Annotated in this window: 14 protein-coding genes, 1 tRNA gene and 2 pseudogenes; 10 read left to right on the forward strand and 7 right to left on the reverse strand. The window is 69.4% G+C overall.

Annotated features, from left to right (window positions below; translation table 11 throughout):
* Window positions 1-64 precede the first annotated feature (64 nt).
* The 4 genes from ectA to thpD all read left to right on the forward strand — a co-directional run bounded on the left by ectA (window position 65) and on the right by thpD (window position 3,431).
* A complete protein-coding gene (ectA, locus tag AB0B28_RS08700) occupies window positions 65-703 on the forward strand; it encodes a diaminobutyrate acetyltransferase (RefSeq protein WP_360118696.1) in 639 nt (212 codons plus the stop codon).
* 125 nt (window positions 704-828) lie between these two features.
* On the forward strand, window positions 829-2,103 hold the full coding sequence (gene ectB / locus AB0B28_RS08705; RefSeq protein ID WP_360118698.1) for a diaminobutyrate--2-oxoglutarate transaminase: 1,275 nt from the start codon (window positions 829-831) through the stop codon (window positions 2,101-2,103).
* Window positions 2,100-2,507: an ectoine synthase gene (locus AB0B28_RS08710; RefSeq protein WP_360118700.1), complete on the forward strand. Its 408-nt coding sequence runs from the start codon at window positions 2,100-2,102 to the stop codon at window positions 2,505-2,507. The genes ectB and AB0B28_RS08710 overlap by 4 nt, the downstream gene beginning before the upstream one ends.
* Before the next feature lie 21 nt (window positions 2,508-2,528).
* On the forward strand, window positions 2,529-3,431 hold the full coding sequence (thpD, locus tag AB0B28_RS08715; RefSeq protein ID WP_360118800.1) for an ectoine hydroxylase: 903 nt from the start codon (window positions 2,529-2,531) through the stop codon (window positions 3,429-3,431).
* A 243-nt stretch (window positions 3,432-3,674) separates the two neighbouring features.
* On the opposite strand, the gene AB0B28_RS08720 is transcribed toward thpD, so the two are convergent.
* The 4 genes from AB0B28_RS08720 to AB0B28_RS08735 form a co-directional block, all read right to left on the reverse strand.
* Window positions 3,675-5,285 (reverse strand): hypothetical protein, encoded by a 1,611-nt coding sequence (locus AB0B28_RS08720; protein WP_360118702.1) that lies wholly within the window; start codon window positions 5,283-5,285, stop codon window positions 3,675-3,677.
* 18 nt (window positions 5,286-5,303) lie between these two features.
* Window positions 5,304-5,816 carry a SigE family RNA polymerase sigma factor gene (locus AB0B28_RS08725; RefSeq protein ID WP_360118704.1) on the reverse strand — a complete coding sequence of 171 codons (513 nt, stop codon included), beginning with the start codon at window positions 5,814-5,816 and terminating at the stop codon, window positions 5,304-5,306.
* Window positions 5,817-5,937: 121 nt separating this feature from the next.
* On the reverse strand, window positions 5,938-6,537 hold the full coding sequence (locus AB0B28_RS08730) for a permease prefix domain 1-containing protein (RefSeq protein WP_360118706.1): 600 nt from the start codon (window positions 6,535-6,537) through the stop codon (window positions 5,938-5,940).
* A complete protein-coding gene (locus AB0B28_RS08735; protein ID WP_360118708.1) occupies window positions 6,534-6,851 on the reverse strand; it encodes a helix-turn-helix transcriptional regulator in 318 nt (105 codons plus the stop codon). Before AB0B28_RS08735 ends, AB0B28_RS08730 begins: the two co-directional genes overlap by 4 nt.
* A 68-nt stretch (window positions 6,852-6,919) precedes the next feature.
* Here AB0B28_RS08735 and AB0B28_RS08740 point away from each other — a divergent pair, with 68 nt between their 5' ends.
* The 3 genes from AB0B28_RS08740 to AB0B28_RS08750 all read left to right on the forward strand — a co-directional run bounded on the left by AB0B28_RS08740 (window position 6,920) and on the right by AB0B28_RS08750 (window position 8,337).
* Entirely contained in the window at window positions 6,920-7,501 is a 582-nt protein-coding gene (locus AB0B28_RS08740; RefSeq protein ID WP_360118710.1) for a hypothetical protein, read from the forward strand.
* Window positions 7,502-7,622: 121 nt separating this feature from the next.
* Window positions 7,623-7,697, forward strand: a tRNA-Gln gene (locus AB0B28_RS08745).
* Between the two features lie 52 nt (window positions 7,698-7,749).
* Complete coding sequence (locus AB0B28_RS08750) at window positions 7,750-8,337, forward strand: hypothetical protein (protein ID WP_360118712.1); 588 nt, start codon at window positions 7,750-7,752, stop codon at window positions 8,335-8,337.
* An 11-nt stretch (window positions 8,338-8,348) separates the two neighbouring features.
* Here the strand turns inward: AB0B28_RS08750 and AB0B28_RS08755 are convergent, their stop codons facing one another.
* Window positions 8,349-8,855 carry a hypothetical protein gene (locus AB0B28_RS08755; RefSeq protein WP_360118714.1) on the reverse strand — a complete coding sequence of 169 codons (507 nt, stop codon included), beginning with the start codon at window positions 8,853-8,855 and terminating at the stop codon, window positions 8,349-8,351.
* Between the two features lie 88 nt (window positions 8,856-8,943).
* On the opposite strand from AB0B28_RS08755, the pseudogene AB0B28_RS08760 reads away from it, so the two are divergent.
* Window positions 8,944-9,084: pseudogene (locus AB0B28_RS08760) on the forward strand (HTH domain-containing protein); the annotation flags it as partial.
* 1 nt (window position 9,085) lies between these two features.
* Here AB0B28_RS08760 and AB0B28_RS08765 read toward each other — a convergent pair.
* A pseudogene (locus tag AB0B28_RS08765) lies at window positions 9,086-9,367 on the reverse strand (alpha/beta hydrolase fold domain-containing protein); the annotation flags it as partial.
* 125 nt (window positions 9,368-9,492) lie between these two features.
* Window positions 9,493-10,395, reverse strand: coding sequence for a carbohydrate kinase (locus AB0B28_RS08770; protein WP_360118716.1), 903 nt, complete (start codon window positions 10,393-10,395; stop codon window positions 9,493-9,495).
* Window positions 10,396-10,514: 119 nt separating this feature from the next.
* Here AB0B28_RS08770 and AB0B28_RS08775 point away from each other — a divergent pair, with 119 nt between their 5' ends.
* Together AB0B28_RS08775 and AB0B28_RS08780 are read left to right on the forward strand one after the other, a co-directional pair.
* A complete protein-coding gene (locus AB0B28_RS08775) occupies window positions 10,515-11,567 on the forward strand; it encodes a LacI family DNA-binding transcriptional regulator (RefSeq protein ID WP_360118718.1) in 1,053 nt (350 codons plus the stop codon).
* 109 nt (window positions 11,568-11,676) lie between these two features.
* Window positions 11,677-13,029, forward strand: a complete 1,353-nt coding sequence (locus tag AB0B28_RS08780) for a sugar ABC transporter substrate-binding protein (RefSeq protein WP_360118720.1) — start codon at window positions 11,677-11,679, stop codon at window positions 13,027-13,029.
* Window position 13,030 lies beyond the last annotated feature (1 nt).

The raw sequence follows: 13,030 nt of genomic DNA on the forward strand, positions 1-13,030 counted from the left end.
AGAACTTCACAATAATGTTTCGTTGGCCTTAACAATCGTGGCAATCCTTGCTACGGTCGTTGTCATGCCATCCGCAGACGCAAGTGCCGCGAGCCCTCGGGTTTCCGGCACCCAGGTCAGAGGAACGGACGACCCCCGGTCGCTGGACCTGAGCCGCCCGAGCGCCGCAGACGGGACCCCGATGTGGGAACTCGCCGCGGACGCGGGCGGACTCGACGTCAACAGCAGGTACGCCTACCTGCTGTGGTGCCGCGACTTCGCGGACACCAGCGTCGTCGCCCGCGAGGGCGACCGCATGGCGGGGTTCATCACCGGATACCGGCGCCCGGCCGCGCCCGACACGCTGTTCGTGTGGCAGGTGGCCGTCGGCCCGGACTTCCGCCGCCGCGGACTGGCATCGCGCATGCTCGGCCACGTGGTCGATTCCCTGCGCGCGCAAGGGGTTCGCTTCATCGAGGCGACCGTGACCCCCGACAACAAAGCGTCGCTGCACCTGTTCGCGTCGTTCGCCGAGAAGGCGGGCGCGGATTTGACGCGTGACGTGCTGTTCTCCGAGCACGAGCTCGGCTCCGACCACGAACCTGAGGTGCTGCAACGCATCGGACCGCTCCCCGAGCGGGCCGAAGGCGCCTCTCGTCCGTTCTCCGGTTCCTTCGAACCGCTGGAGTCCCCATCGGACTCCCGCGGTTCGGCCCCGGACTGAGTCCGCCCTACCCGGGCATCGACGACTGCGCCAAGGCAGGCGTCGCCGTAGCCGACCCGGGTATGTGCCCCGGCTGCCCGGCCGGGAAGCGGAGAACCGCCAATCAGGCCGACCCAGAGAGACTCATGCAGGTTTTCGAACAGGTCGAATCAGAAGTCCGCTCATACTGCCGCAACTGGCCCACGGTGTTCACCACGGCCAGAGGCAGCCGCATCGACGACGAACAGGGGAGGTCGTACCTCGACTTCTTCGCCGGGGCAGGCTCGCTCAACTACGGGCACAACCACCCCGAGCTCAAAGAGGCCCTCCTGGCCTATCTCGCCGAGGACAACATCGTCCACACGCTCGACACCTACTCCGCGGCCAAGGCCCGGTTCCTGGAGACCTTCCGCGACCTCGTGCTCGCGCCGCGGGGCCTCGACTACAAGGTCCAGTTCCCCGGCCCCGCGGGGAACAACGCCGTCGAGGCCGCGCTCAAGCTGGCGCGCAAGTACACCGGCCGCGAGACCGTGGTCTCCTTCACCAACGGCTTCCACGGCATGACCCTCGGGGCCCTCGCGGTCACCGGGAACTCCATGAAGCGCGGCGGCGCGGGCGTCCCGCTCAACAACGCCGCGACCATGCCCTACGACAACTACATGGACGGTCGCACGCCCGACTTCCTGTGGCTGCGAAGCCTTCTGGAGGACCCGGGCTCCGGCCTCGACCGGCCCGCCGCGGTCATCGTGGAGACCGTGCAGGGCGAAGGCGGCGTGAACGTGGCCAGCGAGGAGTGGCTGCGCGGGCTCGAATCGGTCTGCCGCGAGCACGAACTGCTGTTCATCGTGGACGACATCCAGATGGGCTGCGGCCGAACAGGTCCGTTCTTCTCCTTCGAACGGGCCGGGATCACCCCCGACATCGTGACGCTCTCGAAGTCGTTGTCGGGCATGGGGCTCCCGTTCGCGCTCACGCTGATGAAACCGCACCTGGACGTGTGGGAGCCCGGCGAGCACAACGGCACCTTCCGCGGGTTCGCGCCCGCGTTCGTCACCGCGACCGCCGCCCTGGAGACGTTCTGGCGCAACGACTCCCTGACGGCCGATGTGGACTCCCGCGCCGACTGGCTCGACGGGGAACTGGGCGGCATCGTGTCGGCCCACCCCGAGCTTGGGCTCTCGACCCGCGGCCGGGGTCTCGCGCGTGGCCTGGTCTTCGCCGAGCCCGCCCACGCCGGCCTCGTATGCCAGGAGGCCTTCGCGAACGGCCTGCTCATGGAGACCTCGGGCGCCGAGGACGAGGTGGTCAAGCTGCTCCCGCCGCTGAACACCCCGCAGGACGAGTTCGAGGAGGGCATCGCGGTCATCCGAGAAGCCGTCGCGACCGTGGCGAAGGAAGCCGAAGCGGAGGTGGCGGCATGATCGTCAGACGCCTCGAAGACCTCATCGGGACCGACGCCGATGTCGAGGGCGGCGACCGCGACCGCGCCCACGGCACCTGGCGTTCCCGCCGTCTCCTGCTCGCCAAGGACGGCGCGGGGTTCTCCCTGCACGACACCGTCCTCTATGCGGGAACCTCCACGACCATGCACTACGCCAACCACCTCGAGGCGGTCTACGTCATCGAGGGCGCGGCGAAACTGCGCGACCTGGAGACCGGCGACGTCCACGCCCTCACCCCCGGAACGATGTACGTCCTCGACGGCGGTGAGCGCCACACGCTCGACGTCGAGGCCGATCTGCGCTGCGTGTGCGTGTTCAACCCCCCGGTCACCGGCCGGGAGGTCCACGACGCGAACGGCGTCTACCCGCTCCTGACCGAATAGCCGGAACCACGCGCAGGAAGGATCACCATGTTGTCCACCTCCACCACCGACCGCTACCCGACCCGGCGCTACCGGGAACCGCGCCTGGTCTACCGCACCGACGACCCCACCGTGTGGGGCACCCCGGCCGACGGGCCGCTGACCGCCGAGCAGCTCGACGGCCACGCCCTCGACGGCTTCACCTCCCTCCCGGGCCTGCTCGAAGGCGCCGAACTCGGCGAGGCCGAGGCCGAACTGACGCGGCTGATGCACGACCCCGCCCTCGACGGCGACGAGCGCGTCATCCGGGAGCGGGGCACCGACGAGGTCCGCTCGGTCTTCGACGTGCACCGGCTCTCGGAGTTCTTCGCCGAGCTCATCAAGAGCGAGCGCATCGCCGGGGTGGCCCGCCAGATCCTCGGCTCGGACGTCTACGTCCACCAGAGCCGGGTCAACTACAAGCCCGGCTTCGGCGGCGCGCCCTTCGAGTGGCACTCCGACTTCGAGACCTGGCACGCCGAGGACGGCATGCCGCGCATGCGGGCGGTCAGCCTCTCGTTGGCGCTCACCGAGAACTACGCGTTCAACGGCTCGCTGATGATCATGCCCGGCTCGCACCAGACGTTCGTCTCGTGCGTGGGCGCGACCCCCGAGGACAACTATAAGTCCTCATTGGTGCGTCAGGAAGCCGGTGTGCCCGACCAGGACTCGGTGCGGATGCTCGCCGACAAGCACGGCATCCACCAGTTCACGGGCGCCTCGGGCTCGGCGGTGTGGTTCGACTCGAACTGCATGCACGGCTCGAACGGGAACATCACGCCGTTCCCGCGCTCGAACCTGTTCATCGTCTTCAACAGTGTCCACAATGCCCTTGAGGACCCCTTCGCGGCCGACCGACCCCGCCCCGAGCACCTCGGGTCGCGGGACTGGCAGGTCCTGCGTTAGGGCGTGTGTGGGAACCCCCGACGGCCGTTATCCGGCCCATTCGCCCGCTTGCTTCGTTGTCGGGCCCCTGCATACAACACCGGTATGCAGGGGCCCTTCCGCCTCCCGACCGAACGAATGGACTCGGATACCGACGCGCCGCGAGTTCCCACACACGCCCTAGGGCTTCGGGAAACGGGGGCGCGGGCCCGGCTCGAAAGAGCCGGGCCCGCGCCGTTGCCTTGTCTCCCTAAGGATTCGCCTTTAACCGGCCGGAACGGTCGGCACGTCGTCCGCGTCGTATTCAGGTGCCGGGAGCGCGGCGAGCAGCTCGGTGAGCATGGCTCGGTCGATCGGGGCCTCGTCCTGCCACTGGATCCAGATGCCCACGGCCCAGCCTTCGGCGGAGGCGCGGGTGAGGTAGATCTCGTGCTCGGTGTACGGGTCCCAGTCCTCCTCCTCGAACTGGGGCTCGTAGAGCGTGGTCCGCTCCTCGAAGGTCCAGGTCTCGCCGTCGTCGCCTTCCTCGGTGGAGCACTCGAACCTCTCCTTGCACACCGTCAGGTGCGGGTCCCAGAAGCCGGTGTCCGAAGCGCCCGGAATCCAGCCACCGGGCAGGTAGTACCGCAGGTCGAAGTAGACGTCTCCGGTGGACTCGTCGATGGTGGTCTCGAACGGGAGCGTGCCGTTGGCCGAGTAGGACCGCTGCATGTTCGCGCCGCGGTACATCTGGCCGAGCGAGACGGATGAGCCGTTGCTGAGGGTCGCCTCCGGGTAGAGGCGCACCAACGCGTCGAGGGCTTCGTCGTACGTCGCCTCGGCCTGCGCCTCGGCCTCATCGGAGAAGGCCCACTCGTCCTCGTCGTAGACCCAGCCCAGCGGGACCTCAACCAGCTCGCCGACCGGGGCCAGGCTGCTGGTGTCGAACTCCAGCTCCGGCATGGCCAGCGCCGCCTCGGTGAGCGCGTCCAGGTCCAGCGGGTAATCCGTGCCCGAGCAGTTGTTCCAAGTGACGCGCAGGCCCGTGCCGTTCGGGTAGACCACCGCGACCTCGGCGGCGCAGCCGTGGTCGGCGACCATCAGCGTCCGGCCGTCGTCCAGTGCCTCGGTGGTGAACTCGGGGGCCTCGTCGGTGAAGTAGGGGCCGTCGCTGATGAGGTGCTGGGGGAACAGCTGCTCGGTGATCGGGCCGGGCTCGGCCGTCCAGCCGCCGGGCAGGGCCACCTCGAACTCGAAGATCGTCCGCAGCCACTGGTCCTGCTCCTCGACCTCGCCGCCTCGGTAGCTGCGGAGGTACGTCTGGCCGTACGCGCCGGGCCGCTGGTCGACACCGACGTTGGCGCCGGAATCGTAGGCCATGCACTGCTCGTACTCGTCCTGGGCGGCGTCGCCGTAGGTGGGATCGCTGAGGATCCACTCGCAGTTCTCTTCCTCACCGAGGTTCTGCGGGTCGTCCCACACCCCGCCGTCGACCAGCAGATCTCCGAACGCGGCCGTGGCCGCCTCCTTGACCTGCATCAGCTCTTCGGATTCGTGCTGGTAGCCCTCGCCGTAGAGGAGATGACCCCAGTTCTCGCTGTACGGGTAGCCGGCCATCGAGGGGTCGGTGACCTCTTCGGCCGCAGGCGGGTTCGCGTCCGGGGCGTCTTCGTCGGTCTCCCCGGTGCCGCCGGGCAGCCCGGTGATCGACACGGCCAGGACCGCGGCCACGGCGGCCACGCCCGCGGTGGCGGCGCCGCCGAGGAAGGCGCGGTGGCGGCGGCGCGCGCGATACCCGTCGCTCACGATCCGGTCGAGGTCCAGCTGGGCGGGCGGAGGCGGGGGCTCGGACGCGGCCTCCCGGAACACCGCCCCTGGATCGTCTTGGAAGTTCATGCTCATTCGCTTTCTCGGCTAGGCCCGGACGGGGACGGCGGACTCGGTGAGGAGCTCTTTGAGCTTGCGCAGCCCTTTGGCGGACTGGCTCTTCACCGTGCCGGTCGAACAGCCCATGGCGGTGGCGGTCTCGTCGACGGACAGTTGCTCCCAGTACCGGAGCACGAGCGTCGCGCGTTGCCTCGCGGGCAGCCGGTTGAGCGCAGCGATCATTTCGAGTCGCTGGTCAACCGCCTCCTGGGGGCGTTCGAGACGCTGCACTGGGAGCTCGGACGTGGCGCGCTCGCGGCGCACCCAGCTCAGGCGGCGGTGGGAGATGAAGACGTTCGTGACGATCTTGCGGACGTACGCCGGAGCGCCGCCCGGTTCGACCCGGTGCCAGGCCGCGAACATCTTCGTCAGCGCCTTCTGCACCAGGTCGTCGGCCTCGAACCAGTCTCCGCACAGCAGATACGCGTATCTGCGCAGGCTGTCGCGCTGGGCTGTCGCGAAGGCTCGGAACTCGGCCTCTTGCTGCTCCTTGGTCTTCACTTGGCCTCTTTCGGGTGACGGGTAGGGGGTCGGGCCCGACCCCGCACGGTGGATGCGGTCGAACCCGGCTATCTGAGTACGCGGCGGGCGGTGCCGGGGTTGCCCCGGAAAACGGGGATTCTCAGGCGGCGGCGCGGGCTGCGCGCAGGGCCCGCAGCGAGGAGGCCGCGACCCAGGCCGAACCGGCCGCCGAGGCCGCGGCCAGGAACGGCAGCGCCGCCGGCGTCCCGGCGGGGTCGGCGATGAGCATGATCGCGACCGACCCGGCCAGCGCGGCCCCGATCGAGGCCAGACCCGAAGCGCCGCAAAGGGACGCGGCGCGGCTGCCGACGCGTCCGGCGATGACGAGCGCGGCGGTGACGAACGCCGCGGCCGTCGCGGTGTCGATGACGCGCGCCAGGAGGGTCACGGCCAGGCCCGTCTCGCCTTCGCCGCCGAAGAGGTCCCACAGGATCGTCATGGCGGGCAGGACCGCGAGCAGGGTCCAGGCGGTGCGCCTGGCCTGGGCGGCTTCGAGTTCGCGCTGGAACTCGGCGGCCACGGCGCGGGCCGGGCCGAACGCTTCGGCGGCTCTTCCGGCGGCCTCGGTGCGGTCGAGGCCGGAGGTCACGCCTTCGGCGACGGCCTCGTCGAAGCCGTCGGCGAGTTCGGCGAGCATGTCGGCGCGCAGGCGGCGCGGGCCTCGCAGGGGGCGGGCCACGGCTTCGACGTAGTCGCTCATGTGCCCAATACCGCCGTCATCACCTCGCGGAGGGTCAGCCAGCTCTGGCGGCCCTTGTCGAGGGCTGTGAGGCCGTCGTCGGTGATCGCGTAGACCCGGCGGCGGCGGCCCGAGGACTGGGTCCACTTGCCGCTGACGTGCCCGGCGCGTTCGAGCCGCCGCAGCGCCGGGTAGACCGTGCCGCTGGGCAGGTCGAGCCGTTCGCCGCTGTGCTCGCGGAGGGCGGTGATGATCGCGTAGCCATGGGCCTCACCGCGTTTGAGGGTGGCGAGGATGAGGGTGTCGAGCTGGCCGTGAATGCCGTCTGCGTCCATCCGTCCAGCGTACGCGGTGATAGGTAGACGGACTTGTTATGTAGACGGACTACATATAGTCTGTCTACATGAAGAACCTTCTCCAGTTCACGTCCCTGATCATCGGACCCCTGCTCGGAGCCGTCGCGACCCTCTTCTGGGAGGGCGACCGCTACGGCGTCACCGCCGGGGTCCTCATCGTCATCTCCAGCGCCCTGTGGGTTTACGGCCTCATCGGGGTGTGGGAACGCGTCGCGGCCCGCCGCCCGTGGCTCGGCCACCCGGGCCTCCTGCTCGCGATCGTCGGCTGCACCGGCGGCATCGCCTTCGGCATGCAGGGCTTCTTCGAGGGGATCTTCGCCGTCTCGGGCGAACGCTCCCTGGAGGCCGCCGCGGAGCACCCCATCGCCTCGGCGCTCGTCCTGTGGCTGCCCGGGCCCGCGATGCCGCTGTGCATCGCCGGGCTCGGCATCGCGCTGGCCTGGACGCGGCTGGCCCCGTGGTGGCTCGCCGCGCTCCTGATCGCCGCGGGCGTCGCGTTCCCGCTGAGCCGCATCTCCCGCACCGCCGCGATCGCCCACGTCGCCGACCTGCTCATCCTCGCCGCGTTCGCGATCCTCGCCACCCTCCTGCTCAAAGGCCGCCTCGACCGAGCCCCGACCCCCGCCTGAACCCGCCGCCCGCGCCCCCGCTCACGTGTCCCCGGTCACCGGAACCCGTTTGTGGCGGCGCGGGCGCATCCGGTACAGTTACATCCCGTCGGCGCAGCGATCTTCAAAGCGCTCACACCATTGGGGTATGGTGTAATTGGCAACACGGCTGATTCTGGTTCAGTTGTTCTTGGTTCGAGTCCAGGTACCCCAGCCAGCACAAGGCCCGCCTTTCAGCGGGCCTTTTCGCTTATCCCCGGAGGCGTGACGTGGCGTCGGAATTGCCGAGGTTCGTCGAGGACGAGCAGCCCGTCAAGTATCTGCGGGGCTTCGACCACGCGCTCGTGCACTGCCCGAGGTGCGACGGCATGGCCGTGCGGCGCAGGGACCGCTTGACCTGCGACGGTATGGCTATGCGGCGCACGGACCGCCTGACGTGTGAGTCCTGTGCGTACACCAGCGACCTGCATCGCAAGCCGGAGCCCGAACCGGTGCCGCCGCAACCCGTGATGTGCGCCGACTGCAACCGCTACCTCGGCACCTACCGCACCGACCTGCGGCTCCATCGCATGGTCTGCCGAGTCTGCGGCTGGACCAAGGAGCCCACGATCCACCACATCTCGAAGCCGCTACCCCGCACCAGGCTCTGGCTCGAAACCGACTTCCGAGGCGAACGCCTCTGGGCCGTCAACGAGCAGCACCTGCGCTTCCTGGAGGACTACGTCGCCGCCGGAGTCCGCGAAACCGGCTCCTTCAACAGCACCCTCGCCAGCCGCCTCCCCGCCTGGATCAAATCCGCCAAGAACCGAGACGACCTCCTGAAAACCCTCGCAAAACTCCGAACCCGCCTGCCCTGACGACCCGACCCTCATACGCTTGCGGCGCTCAGCGCTGACGCCACAGACCTGAATGAGGCTTCCGCGTCCTTGCTCGACTCGAAGTAGTACCAGCCATACTCCTCGGGACCGTTGTCAACGGCATAGACCCATTCGTTGAGCAGCGTGAGGTCGTCGAGGATCCCGAGCCCTATGTCCGGGCGCTCGTCGAAGTCGACGTAGCCGGTGTGGAACACCAAGTCGGTGACGCGGCGCGCGGCCGTGCGGAAATCGAGATCGCCCGCGAGATATGACCGCGCAGTGTCAGCGGCCCTTCGGAAAGCCGCTTCGGGAAATGGGGACACCTCGATCGCCAGTTCTTCGATCACCTGCGGCACGATCTCGCGGATCTCGTACGCCGAGTTCTTCGACAGGCCCGCCAGCTCCGCGAGCGCGGGAGAGTCGACGCCACGGGCGAGCGCTTCGGCTGCGGCCATGGTCAAGTCGAGGGCGTCAAGCTCGTAGAGGTAATCCTCGATCGCGAGTCTCAGAGATTTCACGGTGCAATCATCGCGAGCCGTCGCGCCGACCGCCACCCGTTTCATACGCGGTCAGGTTCTGGCCGTTGGCGCTGCGAGGATTGGGGATGTGATGGACACTGCGGCTCGGTTGCTGCTTTTGCTTTCTTAGCTTCAGCCGCGGCTTGAATGGGCTGGGGTCGAGTTGACCGGGCGGCTTGGGGTCAGTGGGCGCACGTTGCGGCGGGACGTCGATCGGTTGCGGGGGCTCGCAGCGCCGTCCATCCCGTGTCGTTGCTGCCCCGGTCCCACACGCCCAGGTCGGCGAACTGGTGTGCCGAGACGGAGTCGTTGCGCCCGTCCAGCATCGGGTACACGAGCACCTGCCCGAGCGGCGCCGGACCGGACCGGTCCCTCGCCAGGAGCGCCGTCCCGGCCGCCAGGCCGCCGCCCGCGCTGCTGCCCGCGACGACGATCCGCTCGGGGTCGACCCCGAGCGCCGCCGCCTGGTCGAACAGCCACAGCAGGCCCGCGTAGCAGTCTCTCGCGGAAGGTCCCCAGGAGCGCCGCGAACTCCGCCCCGTAAGGCGGGCGCGGCAGCGCGTCGGAGACGGGCATCGGGTTGTCGTCAAAGGTCATGCGCCCGATGGTCACGGGCAAGGCGGCCAGGATGCGGCCGCTAGTCGAGGAGTTCTGCTCGGGTCGGGGGTTCGGCTCCGGTTCGTTCGCAGGTTATGGCTGCGACCTTGGCGGCGAAGGTCAGGTGGGGGGTGAGGGATTCGGGGTCGAGGTCGGTGAGGCCGGGGCGCAGCAGGTCGGTTCTGGTGAGGGAGTCGAGGAGGGCCGCGGTGAAGGCGTCTCCCGCTCCCACCGTGTCCTTCACGGTTACCTTGGGGGCCTTGACTTCCACTTCGGTCGCCGTGTTGAAACCGGTCGCGCCCCGGGCTCCTCGGGTGAGGACCACCAGTGACGGGCCGGAGGTCGCCCACTTCCTCGCGATCCCTTGTGGAGTCTCGCCGGGGTAGAGCCAGGCCAGGTCTTCTTCGCTCACCTTCACCACGTCGGCCCCCGCCACGTGGCGTTCCACGCGTTCGCGTTCGGTCTTCCTGTCGCCCAGGAGCATCGGGCGGACGTTCGGGTCGTAGCTGATCGGGACCCCGGTCTGCCGGGCCCGGTCCAGGAGCGCTTCCACCGCGCTCGCGCCCGGTTCCAATGCCGTTGCGAGCGAGCCGGTGTGGAGGCACGCGCAGTCCTTCGGCAGGTCCGGCATCGCCGTGGGGTCCCAGGACAGGTGGAAGCTGTAGTCCGCGCCGCCGTCCGCGCCGATCGCCGCCAGTGCCAGGCTCGTGCGATCGGTGTCGCCGGGCAGACGCTCGACGCGGACCCCGTTGGCCTCCAGGTGGCCCGCGATGATGCGGCCGGGGAGGTCGTCGGCGAGCCGGGTCGCCAAGGCGACGGGAGTGCCGAGACGGGCCAGGCCGACCGCCACGTTCGCCGGGCTGCCGCCGGGGCGGGCGTCGAAGCGGGTCGTGTCGCCGCCCGCGACCAGGTCCAGCAGGGCTTCGCCCACAACGGTGATCACCGGTTGACCTCCAGAATTTCCATCGAGGGGTTTGACTGTGTCAGTGAAGCATGTCATACTCACCATCTAACTGACAACGTTGTCGACAACGTGGTCAATTTTCGCCACGAGAGGACGCCATGCCCACGGTCCCCGATCCCCAGGTCACTCCGCTCCGCGCGCCCACGATCAAGGACGTGGCCGAGCGGGCGGGCGTGGGGTTCAAGACCGTCTCACGCGTCCTCAACGACGAACCCAACGTGCGACCCGAGACCCGCGACAAGGTCTTGGACGCCGTCGCGGCCCTCGGCTACCGCCGCAACTCCATCGCCTCCTCGATCCGCCGCCGCGACCAGCGCACCTCCTCGATCGGGCTCATCGTCGACGACCTCGCGAACCCCTTCTTCGGGAGCCTCACCCGCGTCGTGCAGGAGTACGCCCAGGCCCGCGACCACCTCGTCCTGATCGGCTCCAGCGACGGCTCGCCCGAGCGCGAGTCCGAGCTCGTCGGCGAGTTCGGCGCCCGCCGCGTCGACGGCCTCATCATCGTCCCCAACGGCGACGACCAGTCCTATCTCGAACCCGAGCGCGCCCGCGGCGTCCCCGTCGTCTTCGTCGACCGCCCCGGCGCCCGGATCGAGGCCGACTCCGTGGTCTCCGAGAACGCCGACGGCGTCGCCGCGGCCGTGCGGCACCTCGCCGCCGCCGGCCACACCCGCATCGCCTACCTCGGTGACTACGAGACCATCTACACCTTCACCGAGCGCCTGCGCGGCTTCCGGACCGCCATGGCCGAAATCGGCGGCGCCGACCCGCGCCACATCCGCACCGGCCTGCACACCAGCGCCGCCGCCCACGAAGCGGTCCTCGACATCTTCGGCGCCGCGCCCCGCCCCACCGCCCTCATCGCCAGCAACAACCGCATCACCGTCGGCGCGGTCCACGCCCTCCAGCACCTGGGCCTGAGGGACCGCACCGCGTTCATCGCCTTCGACGACGTCGAACTGGCCGACCTGCTGCGACCGGCGCTCACCGTCATCGCGCAGGACACCACCGCCATCGGCACCGAGGCCGCCCGCTCCCTGTTCGAACGCCTCCGGGATCCGGCCGCGCCCTACCGCGGCGCCCGCGTCCCGGTCAGGCTCGTCCCTCGCTCCTCGGGCGAGATCACGCCACCCGAATCGTCCCTTTAGGACGTGAGCTACCGCGCCGTCGCGCGGCCCGGCACGACAACCGCATACACCCACTCACCAGCCCTGTGAAACCGGCGCCCCAGCGGGCGCCCAGGACAAGGAGGTCCAGATGCAAACCCCTTCGACCCCGCGCGCCGCCCTCGCGGCCGCACTGGTGGCGGTACTCGCCGCCAGCGCCTGCTCCGGAGCAGGCGGCGGCAACGGCGACGGGGGATCGATCACGATCGCCACCGTCGCCAACCCCCAGATGCAGGACATCGAGCAGCTCTCGGAGGTCTTCGAGGAGGAGACCGGGATCGACGTCCAGTTCGTGGTCCTGCCCGAGAACGAGCTGCGCGACAAGGTCACCCAGGACATCGCCACCGAGTCCGGCCAGTACGACATCGTCACGATCGGGACCTACGAGACCCCGATCTGGGCCGAGAACGGCTGGCTCGCTTCACTCGAGGACTACGCGAGCGACCCGGACTACGATGTGGACGACCTGCTCCCGCCCGTGCGGGAGGCACTGACCTATGAGGACGAACTGTATGCCGTGCCCTTCTACGGCGAGTCCTCGTTCCTGATGTACCGCACCGACCTCTTCGACGCCGCCGGGCTCACCATGCCCGACAACCCGACCTGGCAGGAGGTCGCCGACCTCGCCGCCGAGCTCGACGACCCGGCGAACGACGTGGCCGGGATCTGCCTCCGCGGCCTCGCCGGGTGGGGCGAGGTCCTCGCCCCGCTCAACACCGTGATCCACACCTTCGGCGGCCGCTGGTACGACGAGGACTGGAACGCGCAGCTGACCAGCCCCGAGACCAAGGCCGCCGTCCAGTTCTATGTGGACCTGGTGCGCGAGTACGGCGAGCCGGGCGCGGCCAACGCCGGGTTCTCCGAGTGCCTGACCGCGACCAGCCAGGGCAACGCCGCCATGTGGGTCGACGCGACCGTGGCCGCGAGCATCCTGGAGGACCCGAACTCCTCGGACGCGGCCGGGAAGATGGCCTACGTCCCGGCCCCCGTGGCCGAGACCGACGCCTCGGGCTGGCTGTGGGCCTGGTCCCTCGCGATCCCCGAGACCTCGCAGCACAAGGACGAGGCCTGGCAGTTCGTGTCCTGGGCCACCGGCAAGGACTACATGCACCTGGTCGGCGAGGAGCTCGGCTGGACCCGCGTGCCGCCCGGCAGCCGCGCCTCGACCTACGAGATCCCCGAGTACCAGGAGGCCGCCGGGGCGTTCGCGCCGCAGACGCTCGCCGCGATCGAAGGCGTCGACGTCTTGAAGCCGGGCCTGTACGAGCAGAACTGGAAGGGCGTGCAGTACATCTCCATCCCCGAGTTCCAGGACCTCGGCACCCGTGTGGCCCAGGAGATCTCGGCCGCGATCGCCGGAAACCAGACCGTCGACGAGGCCTTGGAGAAGGCCCAGGGCTACGCCGAGGAAGTCGCCGAAAGCGGCGGCTACAAGGACCAGTGAG

This window comes from Glycomyces sp. NPDC046736 (genome assembly GCF_040645615.1).
Taxonomy (GTDB): domain Bacteria; phylum Actinomycetota; class Actinomycetes; order Mycobacteriales; family Micromonosporaceae; genus Glycomyces.